This is a genomic window from Winogradskyella epiphytica, assembly GCF_003217215.1.
Taxonomy (GTDB): domain Bacteria; phylum Bacteroidota; class Bacteroidia; order Flavobacteriales; family Flavobacteriaceae; genus Winogradskyella; species Winogradskyella epiphytica.
Genome location: NZ_QJTD01000001.1, coordinates 460126 through 477671 on the forward strand (window position 1 = coordinate 460126; position 17546 = coordinate 477671).

General features: G+C 35.1%; 14 protein-coding genes and 1 tRNA gene. 5 read left to right on the plus strand and 10 right to left on the minus strand.

What is annotated here, in order from left to right; all coding sequences use genetic code 11:
* Positions 1–115 precede the first annotated feature (115 nt).
* The 8 genes from DFQ11_RS02010 to DFQ11_RS02050 all read right to left on the minus strand — a co-directional run bounded on the left by DFQ11_RS02010 (position 116) and on the right by DFQ11_RS02050 (position 11466).
* Positions 116–784: a response regulator gene (locus DFQ11_RS02010; RefSeq protein WP_110473938.1), complete on the minus strand. Its 669-nt coding sequence runs from the start codon at positions 782–784 to the stop codon at positions 116–118.
* Entirely contained in the window at positions 781–2820 is a 2040-nt protein-coding gene (locus DFQ11_RS02015; protein WP_146221486.1) for a tetratricopeptide repeat protein, read from the minus strand. The genes DFQ11_RS02010 and DFQ11_RS02015 overlap by 4 nt, the downstream gene beginning before the upstream one ends.
* Before the next feature lie 123 nt (positions 2821–2943).
* Positions 2944–3123: a hypothetical protein gene (locus tag DFQ11_RS02020; protein WP_110473940.1), complete on the minus strand. Its 180-nt coding sequence runs from the start codon at positions 3121–3123 to the stop codon at positions 2944–2946.
* 695 nt (positions 3124–3818) lie between these two features.
* Positions 3819–3892: transfer RNA gene (locus DFQ11_RS02030), tRNA-Asp, on the minus strand.
* A 66-nt stretch (positions 3893–3958) separates the two neighbouring features.
* On the minus strand, positions 3959–4888 hold the full coding sequence (locus DFQ11_RS02035) for a DUF58 domain-containing protein (protein ID WP_110473942.1): 930 nt from the start codon (positions 4886–4888) through the stop codon (positions 3959–3961).
* 217 nt (positions 4889–5105) lie between these two features.
* Complete coding sequence (gene trxA, locus DFQ11_RS02040; protein ID WP_110473943.1) at positions 5106–5423, minus strand: thioredoxin; 318 nt, start codon at positions 5421–5423, stop codon at positions 5106–5108.
* A gap of 168 nt (positions 5424–5591) precedes the next feature.
* Positions 5592–9974 carry a DNA polymerase III subunit alpha gene (dnaE, locus tag DFQ11_RS02045; protein WP_110473944.1) on the minus strand — a complete coding sequence of 1461 codons (4383 nt, stop codon included), beginning with the start codon at positions 9972–9974 and terminating at the stop codon, positions 5592–5594.
* Between the two features lie 280 nt (positions 9975–10254).
* Complete coding sequence (locus DFQ11_RS02050; RefSeq protein ID WP_110473945.1) at positions 10255–11466, minus strand: DUF6252 family protein; 1212 nt, start codon at positions 11464–11466, stop codon at positions 10255–10257.
* A 192-nt stretch (positions 11467–11658) separates the two neighbouring features.
* Here DFQ11_RS02050 and DFQ11_RS02055 point away from each other — a divergent pair, with 192 nt between their 5' ends.
* From DFQ11_RS02055 to DFQ11_RS02075, 5 genes are all read left to right on the plus strand, one after another.
* Entirely contained in the window at positions 11659–12174 is a 516-nt protein-coding gene (locus DFQ11_RS02055) for a 30S ribosomal protein S16 (RefSeq protein ID WP_110473946.1), read from the plus strand.
* A gap of 121 nt (positions 12175–12295) precedes the next feature.
* The gene (rimM, locus tag DFQ11_RS02060; RefSeq protein WP_110473947.1) at positions 12296–12826 is read left to right on the plus strand and encodes a ribosome maturation factor RimM; all 531 of its coding nucleotides are present in this window, start codon (positions 12296–12298) and stop codon (positions 12824–12826) included.
* Between the two features lie 75 nt (positions 12827–12901).
* On the plus strand, positions 12902–13615 hold the full coding sequence (locus tag DFQ11_RS02065) for a tRNA1(Val) (adenine(37)-N6)-methyltransferase (protein WP_110473948.1): 714 nt from the start codon (positions 12902–12904) through the stop codon (positions 13613–13615).
* 142 nt (positions 13616–13757) lie between these two features.
* Positions 13758–14936 carry an acyl-CoA dehydrogenase family protein gene (locus DFQ11_RS02070; protein WP_110473949.1) on the plus strand — a complete coding sequence of 393 codons (1179 nt, stop codon included), beginning with the start codon at positions 13758–13760 and terminating at the stop codon, positions 14934–14936.
* A gap of 102 nt (positions 14937–15038) precedes the next feature.
* Entirely contained in the window at positions 15039–15935 is an 897-nt protein-coding gene (locus DFQ11_RS02075) for a metallophosphoesterase family protein (RefSeq protein WP_110473950.1), read from the plus strand.
* A gap of 52 nt (positions 15936–15987) precedes the next feature.
* Here DFQ11_RS02075 and DFQ11_RS02080 read toward each other — a convergent pair whose 3' ends face one another.
* Entirely contained in the window at positions 15988–16320 is a 333-nt protein-coding gene (locus DFQ11_RS02080; RefSeq protein WP_110473951.1) for a 2Fe-2S iron-sulfur cluster-binding family protein, read from the minus strand.
* Between the two features lie 51 nt (positions 16321–16371).
* Entirely contained in the window at positions 16372–17427 is a 1056-nt protein-coding gene (locus tag DFQ11_RS02085; protein WP_110473952.1) for an NAD(P)/FAD-dependent oxidoreductase, read from the minus strand.
* Positions 17428–17546: the final 119 nt, after the last annotated feature.

Sequence of the window (17546 nt, forward strand, 5' to 3'; positions counted from 1 at the left end):
ACTTTTCCTTGTGGTAAAACCGCAAACTTGTTGTGGAAAAAACGTAATTTATAGCATTCGCAGTATCTTAGAGCCTATTTTTACAGGGTTCAAATACTCGTTTTTTATACTATTTTTATAAAAATCCTTTCTCTCTAGCCTCTTTTAGTAAAGTTTCGTCCTTTCCATCCGATACAGAGAATAATAATTTCAATTGTTTTTTTCGTTTTTCTAATGCAGAAGTAGACAAGGAAATATACTCATTCAAACTTTTCGTTTTAATTCCTTGAGATAATAAGTGAAGGATTTTTCGATTGATATCATCTACATAAATTTCACTTGTAAATGTTTTCTTTACATAATTATTTACCGTAGTGCTGTAATAAGGCGGAGATTTTAAAATATGCTGGAACGCATCTGCCAACTCCATAGACGTTAAATCACTTTTAATAAGAAAACCGTCAGGATCTATTTCTTTAATAATATTATGAATTCGGAAGGATTCATTGAACATTGTGAGAATTACAATTTTAGCATTTGGCAATAATTTCTTCGCCAATAAGGCCAAGTCCTCTCCTGAAGCATACTTTCCATCGTCTGATGCCGGAAGACTGATGTCAAAAAAGCAAACATCGTAAGGCGTAGCTTCTCCTGCACGCTCAATCATTATGGCAGCGGTATCACAATTATTTGCGGTATCTATACGTAAGGTTTGATCGTCATCCTTTGTTGCCATTAATACATTTTGATAGCCTTCTATAATTATAGGGTGGTCGTCTACCATTAAAATGTTTAAGTGTTTCATGTTGATTGGTTTATATAGGGAATCTTAACATTAACTTTTGTACCATGACCAGATTGCGATGTAAAACTTACTGAACCAGAAATATCCTTTACTCGAGATTCCATGTTTTTGACTCCAATACCTTTTCTACTTTTTGTTGTATCAAAGCCATCGCCATCATCTATGATATCCAAGCAAATTAAGTTTTTTTCTAGTGAAATGCTAATTTCAACAGTTTGCGCATTGGCGTGTTTATAGATATTCTGCATGGACTCCTGAATAATCCTGTAAATGTTAATTTTAGTTTTATTGGACACTAAATCCCAACTAATATCATCCGTGTAATTAAATTCATATTCTAAATCATAGGCTTCTGTTTGAGTTCTGATTAACTCTGAAACAATTTCCATAAATCCTGAGCCAGAAACAAAATCGGTATTTAACTCATGTGATATTTTTCGAATATCTTCTTCAATAATTTTAAGCTGACTAATATAATTGGCCCTAGTTAGTTCAGCTTCCTTACCTTCTTTTAAATTAATACTATCTAAACTCAACCTGGTTCCGAAAAGCCTACCTAATACCCCATCGTGCAATTCCTTGGAGACCCTCATTTTTTCTTTTGCCCTAGCTTCATCCACTTTATCTTGTTGAATCAACATTAAGTTATAAATATCTTCATTGGCTTTTTGCTGCACTTGATTCAGCTTTAACTTTCGGTTTTTTGCTCGTTGAGAAACAATAATAAATGAGAGAACAGCCGTAACCATAAGGCCCATTGATAAGATAAGAAGATATAAGTTTTCCTTAGATATTTGTTTGTTCTTAGCCTCGAGCTCTTCAGTCTCTAATTCAATTCTAGCAAACTTATTCCTCACATTTCTTTCAACATTTAAGAGACTATCACTAAGCTTTATATGTTCATTAAAATATCTTTTAGATGTTTCTCCTTCATTAAGTTCTGCCAATAAAAGCATTGACTGAAACAGAATTTCATTCACTTCTAGATTTTTAGACAGCTGATATGCTTCTTCTGCTAAATTGAGAGCTTTATCTTTTTCATTTATAGAATTATAAAATTTCGCCATGCTAATTACCGTCCCCGTCTTAGTGAGGTCATCGTTTAAACTATCGGCTATTGCATAAGACTTTTCAAAAGATGAAACTATATTTTCCCTATCATATGTACCAGTCAGGAATTCAGTAAAAGCTAAATTCTCTAATATTAGAGCATAAAACGAAGGGTCATCTTCATATAAATTTGAGGTAGATAAGACCTCCTTGAATATTTCCTTTGATTCAGCGTACAACCCTTGTTTCCGTTTTACATAGGCAATATTGTTCAAGGAGTAAATTCCATTATTATAATCATTCTCCATGCGTTTAGCCACTTTTAGAGCCTCATCATGATACTCTAAGGCCTTTTCATTTTCACCAATAGCGTCTGCAATATTCCCCAATAGATTGTAAAGAATCCATTTACGATCTAAAATAATATTAGTCTCTTGTACACCTTCTAGTAAACGTAAGGCCTTGATCGCATTTTCGTCAGCTCCAAAGTAGTCTTTTCCATCCACTTGTAAAGTCGCTAGACTACTCAGACTATTCGAGAGAAATATATTATCATTAATCTCATCAAATACATTAACTGCCTTGAGGTAATAATGGTAAGAGCTGTCTTTAACGCCAGTATGAAAATAGGAAAACCCAAGAGCATCATAAGCATTTCCTAAGGAGCTAGAATCGGCTATTTTTACGGCAAGGTTTTTAATCTTTTGGTTACTTTGGATGTAATCATCCATTTGCCCCATGTCGAAATAATAATTCCGAATTTGTTTAGTCGTTTCTAACTGAATAGAATCATTTTTTAAGCCCTGAGCTATACGATCCGCTCGTTGAAGAATCTCGAGTCGTTCATCATCTGAATATTGATCGTTTTCTGCAACTTTAATAAGCTGAGTAATACTGTCCTTTAATTTCCTTTCAGACTTCATTTGTGAATTACCTACACTTGGTAGATACAAGAGGAAAATGAAGAAAAGGAGATTTAATTTCAAAATATTATAGTTCAGTATTCACTTCAAATTTAAACTAAAATATCTTGTTTTCAATACACTAATTTTAACAAAGCAAGCCCTTACTTATGAGTAAAGGCTTATGTATTAAATTTGGTTAAATAATTATCCGCGAGTAGGCACAGACAATTTAGTCTTTCTATGCGCTAACAAGTCAATTTTAGTAGATCTTTCTTTGATTTCAGTATCTACATCTGCTACTGTTGTTACAGACTCTCGATTTACTACTGAAACTGTTAACAATAAAACGGCTACTAGTGCAAGGGTAATTTTTAGGGTTTTCATAAGTATTTAATTAAAGTTTTAAAATTTAGTTACATAATAATTTACAACGCAAAGCGCTGCTTAATTGGGAGGGAATGGATTATTAATTATTTAGGTTAAACCTAAAAAAGCACTAAAATTAAAACGAGGGACGTTTAAGTCTTAAAGTAAAATGGATTAATTCTTTCCTTAACAAGTGATTTTTAGACTCATAAAGGACTACAAATATACACGGAAAATTAAATTACGCAAATTTACCATCGATTAAATGCATATTTCATCCGACAAAGTTCCTTTTTTGTAAGTATTATACAAATAAATGTCTTTAGACATAGTAAAACTTCTAAAGCACATACTAATGAACTCTTGTGGATTTATTGGTAGAAAATAATAACTGGAGTTGCCGAATACTTAACGTATTGATTTTCAGGATTCCCTGAAATAATTTTTGGGCACCTGAAGAAAAAATGGGACACCTAATAGGACACCTTTTTATTTGGTTTTTGAAGATAAGAACCATCCTAAAACAAAAAAGCATCCCAATCTTCTTATTCAGAAAAAAGGAAAGCTTCTCATTGGAATTTCCAACAACATTGGAAACTTCACTACTCTAGGACTTCTCCTAGAACAACACAACATTTTCAAATTCCCAAAACTCTGGAAATCTCGCGAAAAAAAAGCCTCAATTTCTTGAAGCTTTAGTTTTGCAATTTTAGCGGTCTGGACGGGACTCGAACCCGCGACCTTCGCCGTGACAGGGCGACATTCTAACCAACTGAACTACCAGACCGTTGCGTAATTGCGAGGGCAAATATACACCGCATTTTCAATTTCACAAACAAAAATCAAAAAAAAATTAAATAAATTTTTGTCGCTCTATCATATATGAGGTCAATATGCTATTGAAACCAGCGCTAATATCGGCTTCTACATACTTAATTCTATATTGCCCACAACGAAGCTTCAAATTTGTAAAATAGTCACGTACAGCCTTTTCATAGTTATCCCTTATGGTATCAGCGTACAAATTAATGTGCTCTCCTGTCTCAATATCTATAAATCGTTTAGGTCTATTATCAAAATCAAAAGAGAGCTCTCTTTTTTTGTCAAACACATGAAATAAGACCACCTCATGCTTATTATGCTTTAAGTGACGTAATGCTTCAAATAGTTTTTCGTCATCTTCAGCCGATTGAAACATGTCCGTAAATAAAAATATTAAAGATCTGCGATGGATTTTTTCTGCAATCAGATGTAAATATTTATAAGTCTCTGTTTGTTTTGCTTTTGGATTCGAAACTACGGCTTCATTTAATTGATGTAACAACATATGATGATGACGCTCACTCCCTTTTTCAGGTGCATAAAAATCATAATTATCACTGTAAATACTTAATCCTACAGCGTCACGTTGCTTTTTTAAAATATGCATCAATGAGGCACTCGCTAAGGCCGAGAATGCAATTTTATTAAGGTTTTCTAAGGTTGTGCCGGCCGATTCAGGATAATGCATAGAACTACTGTTATCGACGATGAGATGACATCTTAAATTAGTTTCCTCATCATAGCGCTTGGTATATAAACGATCTGTCTTGGCATACAATTTCCAATCTATATGTTTGGTGCTTTCACCTTGATTATAGATTTTATGTTCAGCAAATTCGGCAGAAAACCCATGAAACGGACTTTTGTGCATACCTGCAATAAAACCCTCTACGACTTGCTTAGCGAGTAATTCAAGATTCTTAAAACCTCCTGCTTTGTTGAGTTCTTGTTGTAAGTCCATTTATTAAAAGATAGAATACGGTCTATTGAGCTATGATCCTTTGAAATTATATATACTACTAAAAAGGTATGTTGACTGTTAGGCAATATGGGACTTGACTTCTATGAAAACGCATTAACAATTTCCAAATTTCTAATCCTTAATATCTAACATCTGTCCAAACTAAAAAAGGTTTGCCGTATAGGCAAACCTTTTATCAATTCTTTTAGAGTAAAGACTATAAAAGTGCGTCGATAGCGTCTGAATATGCGTTTTTAGGCGCCACTCCAACTTGACGACCAACAACTTCACCATTTTGAAAAATCAAAACAGTTGGGATGTTTCTAACACCATATTTTGCAGCAAATTCTTGATTTGCATCAACATCTACTTTACCAACTACAGCTATCCCTTCGTATTCTGTGCTAATTTCGTCAATGATTGGTCCAACCATACGACAAGGTCCACACCAAGCAGCCCAAAAATCAACCATTACTGGCTTTTCGCTCTTTAATACTGTCTCTTCAAAATTTGCATCTGTTATTTCTAATGCCATAATTATTATTTTTTAATTGTATTGTACTTCAACTTAAACCTACCTTCTACCGGCAGATTCACAAAATTAGTCAAAATATTTCTGAAACCTTACAAACCCCGTATATGTTTTACTTATAGCTTTATTGAAGACCTATATATTCGGCTAATCCTCCATTAAATCAGCCTATTAATTCAACTTATACATCACATCATGTTCCGTTAACTGATTCAATAATTCTTGAGATATTTTAATCTTATTTTTTCGACTAGGCATTTGAACCTTTATCTTTTCAGCATTGTCATAGACTACAAAATTTAGAGTCTGATTACCTTCATGAGTCTTTACTAAATCGTACAATATGGAAACAGTATCCTTTTCTAAATCTCTAATATTTAGTTGAATTGACAATTTTTTCGCATAAGTATCCATCACATCATGCAGCAATTGGAAACTATTAAACTGAATCCTTGGATCACCTTTTTTACCAGTATCTCTATTTGTCCAACCTTCTCGGACAAATGCTCTCACATAGACGAAGGAATTAATTACAAAGAAGTGCCTGAATTTCAAATAGTCCTCACCAAATATTCTGAATTCAAAACTATCCGTATAATCTTCTATAGTGAATAGAGCCCAACCTTTTCCTTGTTTACTAACACGATGTTGCACATCAGTAACTACACCACCAAAAGTGACTTCCTTATTAACAATGTCTTCTAAATTATTAAATAGAGCTACGGTTCCATTACAGAAGGTTTTCATTTCGATTGAGAAATCATCTAAAGGGTGACCAGAAATGTAAATTCCAACAACTTCTTTTTCTCTAGATAGTTTTTCCATAGTTCCCCAATCTTCACATGGTGGAACTTGTGGTTCGGCAATTTGTACATCACTTGCTTCTCCGAACAAACTTACTTGAGCCGAATTTTCATTCTCCTGATGTTTTGCTCCATATTTCACGGCTTTTTCCAAAAAGGTAATTCCATCACCATCATGCGCAAAATACTGTGCTCTATGTGTATCGGTAAAACAATCAAACCCTCCTGCGTTTGCTAAACCTTCAAAGGCCTTTTTATTGGCTGCACGTAAATCGATACGTTTGGCTAAATCGAAAATAGATTTATAATGACCGTCTTTTCTGTTTTCAACAATAGTCTTAACAGCACCATGACCTACACCTTTTATGGCTCCCATTCCAAAACGAACGGCATTATCTTTATTTACAGAGAATTTATAAAAACTTTCATTGACACTTGGTCCTAAAACAGGAAGTCGCATCCGTTTACACTCTTCCATAAAGAAGGTTACAGACTTAATATCATTCATGTTATTAGAAAGTACCGCTGCCATATATTCTGCAGGATAATGTGCTTTTAAATAAGCTGTTTGGTACGCAATCCATGCATAACATGTAGAGTGCGATTTATTGAAGGCGTAACTTGCAAAGGCTTCCCAATCCTTCCAGATTTTTTCAAGTTTTGTCTTGTCTAAACCTTTAGCTCCTGCCTGATCAATAAATTTCGGTTTCATTTTATCCAAAACCGCAATTTGTTTTTTACCCATGGCTTTCCTCAAGACATCGGCTTCACCCTTAGTGAAATCTGCCAATTTCTGAGAAAGTAACATCACCTGCTCTTGGTAAACCGTAATACCATAAGTTTCCTTAAGATATTCTTCCATTTCAGGTAAATCGTATTCGATTTCTTCATCACCATGTTTACGAGCAATAAAGCTTGGAATATACTCCATTGGCCCTGGACGATACAAAGCGTTCATTGCAATTAAATCATCAAAAACCGTGGGTTTCAGATTTTTCATGTGTTTCTGCATACCTGGTGATTCATATTGGAACACACCAACAGTTTCACCACGTTGGAAAAGTTTGTAAGTTTCCTCATCATCTAATGGAAACGTATCAGGATCTAATGTAATACCGTGTTTAGCCTTAACAATTTTCACGGTATCCTTAATTAAAGTCAAGGTTTTCAATCCCAAGAAATCCATTTTCAACAAGCCTGCGCTTTCTACCACCGAGTTATCGAATTGGGTCACATATAAATCGGAATCTTTAGCTACAGAAACCGGTACATAATTCGTAATATCTCCTGGCGTAATAATAACACCACAAGCATGAATCCCAGTATTTCTAACCGAACCTTCTAATATTCGTGCTTGATTTACGGTTTCGGCTTGTAAATCTTCACCATCGGATATATTAAGAAGTTCATTGATTTTTTCTAAATCTTCGGATCTAAACTTTTTAGCTAATTCCTTTTCTGAAAGTCCAAATATCTTTCCAAGTTTAGACATCAGTGGTATTAACTTCGCGATATGATCGGCTTCATTTAGTGGCAAATCCAAAACTCTCGCAGTATCTCGAATAGACGATTTTGCTGCCATGGTTCCGTAAGTAATAATCTGAGCCACTTGGTTTGCTCCGTACTTATCAATTACATATTGCATGACACGACCACGGCCCTCATCATCAAAATCAATATCAATATCGGGCATACTCACACGATCCGGATTCAAGAAACGCTCAAAAAGTAAGTCGTACTTAATGGGGTCAATATTCGTAATCCAAAGACAATAAGCTACTACAGAACCTGCTGCAGAACCACGTCCTGGCCCCACAGAAACATCCATATTTCTCGCTTCACGAATAAAATCTTCAACAATTAGGAAGTAACCAGGATAACCTGTATTCTCAATTACGCTTAACTCAAAATCGAGACGCTCTTCTATCTCAGGGGTAATTTCACCGTAACGCTTTTTAGCGCCTTCATAAGTTAAATGCCTTAAATAAGCATTCTCACCTCGCTTACCATTATCTTTTAAATCATCCTCATGCTTAAACTCATCTGGAATATCGAAAGCGGGTAATAATACGTCACGAGCTAACTCATAAGGTTCAATTTTATCTATAACTTCTTGAATATTAACAATAGCTTCAGGAACATCTCTAAACAACGCCTTCATCTCTTCCGAAGACTTAAAGTAATATTCTTGATTCGGTAAACCGTATCGGTAGCCACGACCTCGACCAATAGGAGTAGCTTGTTTTTCTCCGTCTTTTACACACAGTAAAATATCATGGGCATTGGCATTCTCCTGCTCGACGTAATATGTATTATTTGTAGCGACTAATTTAACATCATGCTTTTTAGAAAACTCAATAAGCACTGGATTCACACGATTTTCATCTTCTTGATTGTGTCGCATTAACTCGATGTACAAATCGTCACCAAAAGTCTCCTTCCACCACAATAGGGCTTCTTCAGCTTGGTTTTCACCAATGTTTAGCACCTTACTAGGCACTTCACCATAAAGGTTCCCTGTTAAGCAGATGATGTCTTCTTTATATTTTTCAATTAATTTTTTATCAATTCTCGGCACATAATAGAATCCATCAGTAAATGCTGCAGATGATAATTTTGCCAAATTGTGATAGCCTTTTTTATTCTTAGCTAGCAAAACAATTTGATAACCATTGTCTTTTCTAGTTTTATCAGTATGATCTTCACAGACGAAAAACTCACAACCTACAATGGGCTTAATGATTCTGCTTTTTTTCTCTAAACCGCTTTCTTCTGCGGCTTTATGCTGCGCCATTACGCCTTTGTTGTGATTAGAAACCGCCGCCACAAAATGAAAAGCACCCATCATATTACCATGATCGGTTAAGGCCACAGCAGGCATATTTTGTTTAGCTGCTGCTGCAACCAAATCCTTTATGCTAATTGTAGACTGAAGAATGGAAAACTGAGAATGGTTATGGAGATGCGCAAAGTCCGCTTCGCCTATTTGTGAAGCCGCCTCTTTATCTATTACAATTGGATCTTCTGCAGCTTGCTCTTTTTGAAGTCGCGCATTGATTTTTGCACTCTCTTTTTTAAGATTGATATGCTTTAAACCAATCAGCTGAATCTCCGCTGGATTTGCTTCAGTAAATTTCTCGAAATAATCTGGCGCAACATCCAATTCCTCTTTGGTGTATTCTTCTCGTCTAATTAATTCTAAAAAACAACGAGTTGTGGCTTCAACATCGGCAGTGGCATTATGCGCTTCTGCGAATGGTTTATTGAATAAAAACTGATGTAACTCGGTTAATGTTGGGAGTTTAAACTTCCCATAACGACCTCCCGGAAGCTGACACAATTCAGCTGTATGCTCCGTACAAGTATCTAAAACTGGTAATTCTTGAAGAGGATTATCTACATTTTCTCTAACAAATTCCGCCCCCATAATGTTTAAATCGAACTTCACGTTTTGTCCGACCACAAATTTGGTTTTAGATAATGCTATATTAAATTTCTCTAAAACCTCAGAAAGAGGAACCCCTTTTTCTTGAGCTAATTCAGTGGAGATTCCATGAATTTTTTCGGCATCGTACGGAATATTAAATCCATCTGGTTGCACCAAAAAATCTTGATGCTCGATACAATTCCCCATAGCATCGTGAAGTTGCCAAGCAATTTGAATACACCTTGGCCAATTATCTGTATCAGTAATTGGTGCATCCCAACGTTTTGGTAATCCTGTGGTCTCGGTATCGAATATTAAATACATCTTATTGTTTCGTTGTTTTATATTGTGTTTATGCTTTTTTGTTCTGTTTTGAAATGACTAGAACAATTTGCCGAGTACAGTTGAAGTAAATTTAACTACAACTGTAATAGCTCTTAGACGACTTTTAAAGCGAAAACTTTCACCTTTAAACTTGGTAAAAAGTTAGCGAATAAAATTACATAGAATTTGTACTTATCTGAAATGATTTTGTGAAGAGTTTTGAACATAAAAAAAGCGCCACTTAAAAAGTAGCGCTTTTTTAAAATATGTTTTACTTGACTTATGCTGGCTGTAAATAATCCGGAACTCCGTCACCATCTGTGTCCAAAGCATCATCAGGGTTACCATCGCCATTAGGATCAGCATTTTCATTTATAGTTAAAATACCATCACCATCATCGTCATTATCTAAATAATCTACGTCACCATCTCCATCTGTATCGATTGGATTTCCATTCTCATCTTTAGATTCATAAATTGTTAAAATGCCGTCACCATCATCATCATTATCTAAATAATTAGGAATACCATCACCATCTGTATCGTCATTTTCAAGATTTCCATCTCCATTGAAATCTTCAAATGCATTTGGAATACTGTCCGCATCATCATCACCACAATCTAAAGCATCTATTTTTGCTTGAATTACCCCATCGGCATCTCCACAAATTGCAATCTGATCTTCTAAATACAATAAATACTGAGCACATTTGTCCATAAAGTTCCCAATAGTTGCGGTCACATATTGCGACTCAGCTTCTGTAACATTAGCTATCGCTTGATCACAAGCAATTTGGCAATCACCTAAATTATCAATTATAGTTTGTATAGATCCTGTTTCGTCTCCACAAAAGGTTTGCTTCATAATTAAAGCATCCTTATAATTAGCACAAGCCGTTGCATACTCTGCACTATTAATAAATTCTAAATCTGTAGAAACAGCAGCCGAATAAGCTATTGCTGCATCATCAGCAGCTATTTGCGCATCAACACAGGTTGTAGCATTATTTGGTATTTCGCCAGATATTAAAGGCACTCTATGAAAAATGCCATTCGTAAATCCAACTGAATTTAAACCAGATTCATCAAAGGCTAAAAACCTATAGGTTCCAGTGAATGTTTTACTTGTAACATCAATTTCTTCAATAACTATCTCTCCTAATTCTGGGTACAAGGAAACACTTTCATCAGGACGATTAGTCGTTGAATAAGTAACCCCAAAGCCATCAACATAATCTGCTGAAATGGTATTTACTGACCCCACTACATAAGTACCTTCGGTTATTGATGGAACTTTCAAGTGTACAGATTCAGCATTATTTATTCCTGTAATGGTTAAGAATCCATTTTCTGATATACTAGCTGAATAAGCCTTAGCTCGCCAGAGTTCGTTCTCACGATCACCTTGAAAGGCAGGATCATTAAATTCAACATCATCACCACAGCTAAATAAGGTAACAAAAACAAGAGTTAAGAGGATAAGTTTTTTCATTTTTATAGGACTTTTATCGATGTTTCAAATATAAGGAAACAAGAATGTCAAAAGTATAATATTTTTAAATATTGTTATTTCATGTTTTTTTCTGTTGTATAAATTACATTAAATCAGTGTAAATAAAAAAAATATAGTATCTTTGCGCCCTCATTAATAACAGAGGTCGAGAACCTCACTAATTAATAATTTATGCCTGTAAAAATTAGATTACAAAGACACGGTAAAAAAGGAAAACCTTATTACTGGATTATAGCTGCGGATTCACGCGCTAAAAGAGACGGTAAATACCTAGAAAAATTAGGTGCTTACAATCCAAACACAAATCCTGCAACTATCGAATTAGATGTTGACGGAGCTGTGAAGTGGTTACAAAACGGTGCACAACCAACTGACACTGCTAGAGCAATTTTATCTTATAAAGGTGCTTTACTTAAACTTCATTTAGCTGGAGGAGTTAGAAAGGGTGCATTAACTGAAGAGCAAGCAGAAGAGAAATTCAATGCTTGGTTGGAAGAAAAGGCAGCTAAAATTGAAGCGAAAGCTGAAGGTTTAACTAAAGCTCAAGCTGAAGCGAAAGCTAAAGCATTAGAAGCTGAAAAAGCTGTAAACGAAGCTCGTATTGCTGCGGCAGCACCAGTTGTTGAAGAGGAAGTAGCAGAAGATGTTGCAACTGAAGAAACAAATGCTTCTAACGAAGAAGAGTAGAAAATTTATTTTTATACTTTTGAACCCAGACCATTTGCGTCTGGGTTTTTTTTGTTAAATAGTATTTTTATTTAAAATATGTAAATAAACATATCCCGTTTTTACGGGAACAAGATTTGTTATGAAAAAGGAAGATTGTTTTTATTTAGGTAAGATTGTAAAGAAGTATAGCTTTAAAGGTGAACTTCTAGCAAAATTGGATACAGACGAACCAGAATTGTACGATGAACTCGACGCTATTTTTATAGACCTAAAAGGAAATTTAGTACCGTTTTTAATAGAGTCTTCTCAATTACATAAATCAGATTTATTACGCTTAAAACTTGAAGATGTAGATTCTGAAGCAGACGCAGATTCACTTTTAAAAACCGAATTATATCTTCCTCTAGATTTATTACCTAAACTTGAAGGTGATAAGTTTTATTTTCATGAAGTGATTGGCTTCAAAGTAAAAGACAAGAACTTTGGCGATGTTGGAATTATTACAGGAATTAACGATACTACAGCTCAAGCTTTATTCGAAATTGATAGAGATGGCACAGAGATTCTCATACCATTAAACGATGAGTTCATTGTGAAAGTTGATCGAAAAAACAAAACTATTGAGGTAGACACACCTGAAGGTCTGATTGATTTATATCTCGAAGACTAATTTCTATATATAGCTAAACGTAACCTCTGAGAATGAGATTGCTATGTCTTTGATCATCGCAATGACACTAATACTATGAGCAAACCCTTCAAATTCAAAGAATTTACCATTAACCAAGATCGATGTGCCATGAAAATTGGTACCGATGGCGTTTTACTTGGCGCATGGACTTCTATAGACAAGCGTCCTTTTTCAGTTTTAGATATAGGAGCTGGAACTGGAGTTTTATCATTAATGATTGCACAAAGAAGTTCAGCAGAAAACATAGAAGCTATTGAAATTGATGCCGATGCCTACGAGCAATGCGCTGAAAATTTTGAAAACTCACCATGGTCAGACCGTTTATTTTGTTATCACGCTTCATTATTAGAATTTATTGAAGAGGTAGATGACGAATTCGATCTTATTATTTGCAATCCTCCGTTCTATTCTGAAGATTATAAAACCCAAGACAAATCAAGAGACTTGGCTAGATTTAATGATGCCATGCCTTTTGAACATTTAATTTATGCCGCGGCAAAACTACTATCTGAAGATGGTATCTTTTCTACAGTTATTCCATTTAAAGAAGAATCGAACTTTGTAGAATTAGCTTCAAAAGTAGGCTTATTCCTTAACCGTTCACTTCATATTAAAGGGAGCCCTGAATCAGAGATTAAGCGAAGTTTGTTAGAGTTCTCTTTTCAAAAGAAAGAAACTTCGGCTTTAGAATTAATTATTGAAACTTCAAGACATCAATATACAGATGACTACATCAATCTGACCAAAGATTTTTACTTGAAAATGTAATTTGGCAGTTGGGCAATGCAAACGATTTCGTTACATTTGTTTCGATAATACCTTTTGAATTTATTCAACATAAAATAAAGTTAATAGAGAACAAGTGTAACAAGCATATATGCGGATTTCACTTGACCAAAACAACAATAAAATGAAACCAGATTTATTCGAAGCACCTGATTATTATAACCTTGACGAATTACTTACTGACGAGCATAAATTAGTACGTGATGCCGCAAGAGAATGGGTTAAACGTGATGTATCTCCAATTATTGAAGAATATGCGCAAAAAGCAGAATTCCCTAAGCAAATCATTAATGGTTTAGCAGAAATTGGAGCCTTTGGACCTTATATTCCTGAAGAATATGGTGGTGCTGGATTAGACCAAATTTCTTATGGTTTAATAATGCAAGAAATTGAACGTGGTGATTCTGGCGTTCGTAGTACAGCTTCTGTACAATCATCATTGGTAATGTATCCGATTTGGAAGTACGGAAACGAGGAACAACGCAAAAAATACTTACCGAAATTAGCTTCTGGCGAATGGATGGGTTCTTTTGGACTTACTGAACCAGATCACGGTTCTAATCCAGGAGGTATGACTACGAATTTTAAAGATATGGGCGACCATTATCTTTTAAATGGTGCTAAAATGTGGATTTCTAATGCTCCTTTTTGTCAAGTTGCTGTAGTATGGGCAAAGAATGAAGAAGGAAGAATTCACGGTTTAATCGTAGAGCGTGGTATGGAAGGTTTTTCTACACCAGAAACTCATAATAAATGGTCATTAAGAGCTTCGGCAACTGGTGAGCTAATTTTTGATAATGTAAAAGTTCCTAAAGAAAACTTATTACCAAATAAATCTGGTTTAGGTGCTCCATTAGGATGTTTAGATTCAGCTCGTTTTGGTATTGCATGGGGAGCTATTGGTGCTGCTATGGATTGTTACGATACGGCCTTACGTTATAGCAAAGAACGCTTGCAATTTGGCAAGCCAATTGGACAATTCCAACTACAACAAAAGAAGTTAGCTGAAATGATAACTGAAATCACTAAAGCACAATTATTAGCTTGGCGATTAGGTGTTATGCGCGAAAACGGTACAGCAACCTCAGCGCAAATCTCTATGGCTAAACGAAACAATGTGGATATGGCTATCAATATTGCACGTGAAGCTAGACAAATGTTAGGTGGTATGGGAATCACAGGTGAATACAGCATTATGCGCCACTCTATGAACCTTGAAAGTGTCATTACTTATGAAGGTACTCACGATATTCACTTACTTATTACTGGTTTAGATGTTACAGGTTTAAACGCTTTTAAATAAGCCGCTAAGCGACGATTGATTAATTCACTCAGATAGAATTGAAAATAAAATTATAAAAATGCTTCTCATAATTGGGAAGCATTTTTTATTTAAATTTACTTTATGTCTTCAAGAACTCGTTTAGATCGCGCTTATAAAAATGCAAAACGCTTAAGTTTTGATGATTCCTCTAAATTTATATTATTTAGCGATTGCCATAGAGGTGATAATAGCTTTGCAGACGACTTTGCTAATAATCGAAATATTTATTATCACGCTTTAAGACACTACTATCTTGAAGGATTCAGTTATTGTGAGCTCGGCGATGGTGATGAGCTATGGGAAAACCTCACCTTTGAATCTATCTTTTACGCCCACAAGAACGTGTATATGCTCATGAAGCAATTTCATGATGAAGACCGATTACATATGATATGGGGTAATCATGATATGGTTTATCGGAATCCAAATTATGTAGAAAAACATTTAAGCACCTATTTCGACCCTAAAACAGGTAAAGACGAAGATCTTTTTTGTGATATTAAATATCATGAAGGCATTATCTTAGAACATTCTGAAACAAATCAACAATTATTTTTGACCCATGGTCATCAAGCCGATTGGTGGAATTTCTTGTTTTGGAAATGGAGTCGGTTTATGGTACGTGTGTTGTGGAAACCTTTAAATGTGATGGGAATCGCGGACCCCACAAGTCCAGCTAAAAATTACACTGAACTCATTAAAATAGAACGCAGAACTAAAAAATGGATTATTGCCAACAACAATTTAATTACTATTGTTGGTCATACACATAGGCCACGTTTTCCTGAGCCAGGCGATATCGCATATTTTAATGATGGGAGTTGTGTTCACCCAAGAAGTATTACTGGACTTGAAATTGAAAATGGTGCGATTTCCTTAATTAAATGGCAAATCGTTACTTCTGAAGACGGCAATTTAAAAATCGACCGATTTCTATTGGAAGGCCCAACGAAATTGAGTGATTATAAAACGAACTAATCCCTTGGCATAAAACACCAAAAAAACATCATACTTGTAATAGAAACTGAATTTAAGACTCAGGGGCTAACTCTACTGTTAAGCCATCCATTTCAGGAGTCATTTGAATTTGACAACCTAAACGCGAATTATCTTTCACATAAAAAGCCTCAGAAAGCATCGCTTCTTCGTCGTCTTGCATTTCTGGCAATTCCGTATTACTTAACACATAACATTGGCAAGAGGCGCACATAGCCATTCCTCCACAGACACCAATAGTACCTTCTGGAGCAAGCTCATAGGAACGAACCACTTCCATTAAGTTCATTGCCATATCTGTTGGTGCTTCAACCTCGTGCTTTACACCTTCCCTATCTATGATGATGATTTTTATATCTTGTTCCATACGGTATAACGAACTCTAGATTTTAAAACCTTAAATGAAGTTTTATATTAATTAATCAAATGCCTTTACAACAGCTTTAGGTGCTTCTTTTCTAGTACCATCAAACCCATCTACTCCAGCAACCGTTGTATATTTTAAAACATAACGTTTACCAGGATTGATAATCTGATATGCTGCTTGACACATCAAAGTTGCTTCATGAAAACCACAAAGGATTAGCTTTAATTTCCCCGGATAGGTATTAACGTCTCCAATGGCAAATACACCAGGAATATTGGTTTGGTAATCTAAAGAATTATTAACTTTTATAGCGTTTTTCTCTATTTCAAGTCCCCAATCACCAATTGGTCCTAACTTAGGCGATAAACCAAATAATGGAATAAAATGATCTGTTTCTAACAAATATGGTTCTTCACCTTTTTTAGTAACCTCAACAGTTTCAACTCTTCCATCACCATTGATAGCTGTGATTTCCGCTGGCGTAATTAGGTTCACTTTACCAAGATTTTTTAATTCTTGAACTTTTTCAACAGAATCTAAATGACCTCTAAATTCATTTCTTCTATGAACCAATGTTACTCTATCTGCTATATCACTTAAAAATATACTCCAATCTAAGGCAGAATCACCTCCACCTGCAATAACCACATTTTTACCGCGATACATTTCAGGTTCTTTAATCATGTACTCCACACCCTTATCTTCATAATCAGCAATATTGTGAATTAAAGGTTTACGAGGCTCAAAACTTCCCAATCCTCCTGCAATAGCCACCACAGGTGCATGATGTTTTGTACCTTTATTAGTGGTTACAATGAAAGTTCCATCTTCCTGCTTTTCCAATGTTTCAGCGCGTTCACCTAAAGTAAATCCAGGCTCGAACTGTTTACATTGTTCAAGTAACTTCTCCGTTAGATCACCAGCAAGAATTTCTGGATAAGCTGGAATATCGTAAATAGGTTTTTTAGGATAAAGCTCCGAACATTGTCCACCAGGTTGTGGTAATGCGTCAATCAAATGACATTTTAACTTTAAAAGGCCTGCTTCAAAAACAGTAAACAATCCTGTTGGCCCTGCTCCAATAATTAGTATATCTGTTTTAATCATTTTATTCCTTCGAAGACGGTCATATAAAGACAACCATCAAAATTTTTATTATTAAAAAATTCACAAGGATAACTGAAATGCCTTCAGCATAAAACCTTGTCAATTATCTTATTTAGCTA

What these genes read in the sequence shown, in the direction of transcription:
- DFQ11_RS02010 (WP_110473938.1), bottom strand. Translation starts at nt 784, where the DNA reads ATGAAACACTTAAACATTTTAATGGTAGACGACCACCCTATAATTATA.
- DFQ11_RS02020 (WP_110473940.1), bottom strand. Translation starts at nt 3,123, where the DNA reads ATGAAAACCCTAAAAATTACCCTTGCACTAGTAGCCGTTTTATTGTTA.
- DFQ11_RS02035 (WP_110473942.1), bottom strand. Translation starts at nt 4,888, where the DNA reads ATGGACTTACAACAAGAACTCAACAAAGCAGGAGGTTTTAAGAATCTT.
- trxA (WP_110473943.1), bottom strand. Translation starts at nt 5,423, where the DNA reads ATGGCATTAGAAATAACAGATGCAAATTTTGAAGAGACAGTATTAAAG.
- dnaE (WP_110473944.1), bottom strand. Translation starts at nt 9,974, where the DNA reads ATGTATTTAATATTCGATACCGAGACCACAGGATTACCAAAACGTTGG.
- DFQ11_RS02050 (WP_110473945.1), bottom strand. Translation starts at nt 11,466, where the DNA reads ATGAAAAAACTTATCCTCTTAACTCTTGTTTTTGTTACCTTATTTAGC.
- DFQ11_RS02055 (WP_110473946.1), top strand. Translation starts at nt 11,659, where the DNA reads ATGCCTGTAAAAATTAGATTACAAAGACACGGTAAAAAAGGAAAACCT.
- rimM (WP_110473947.1), top strand. Translation starts at nt 12,296, where the DNA reads ATGAAAAAGGAAGATTGTTTTTATTTAGGTAAGATTGTAAAGAAGTAT.
- DFQ11_RS02065 (WP_110473948.1), top strand. Translation starts at nt 12,902, where the DNA reads ATGAGCAAACCCTTCAAATTCAAAGAATTTACCATTAACCAAGATCGA.
- DFQ11_RS02070 (WP_110473949.1), top strand. Translation starts at nt 13,758, where the DNA reads ATGAAACCAGATTTATTCGAAGCACCTGATTATTATAACCTTGACGAA.
- DFQ11_RS02075 (WP_110473950.1), top strand. Translation starts at nt 15,039, where the DNA reads ATGTCTTCAAGAACTCGTTTAGATCGCGCTTATAAAAATGCAAAACGC.
- DFQ11_RS02080 (WP_110473951.1), bottom strand. Translation starts at nt 16,320, where the DNA reads ATGGAACAAGATATAAAAATCATCATCATAGATAGGGAAGGTGTAAAG.
- DFQ11_RS02085 (WP_110473952.1), bottom strand. Translation starts at nt 17,427, where the DNA reads ATGATTAAAACAGATATACTAATTATTGGAGCAGGGCCAACAGGATTG.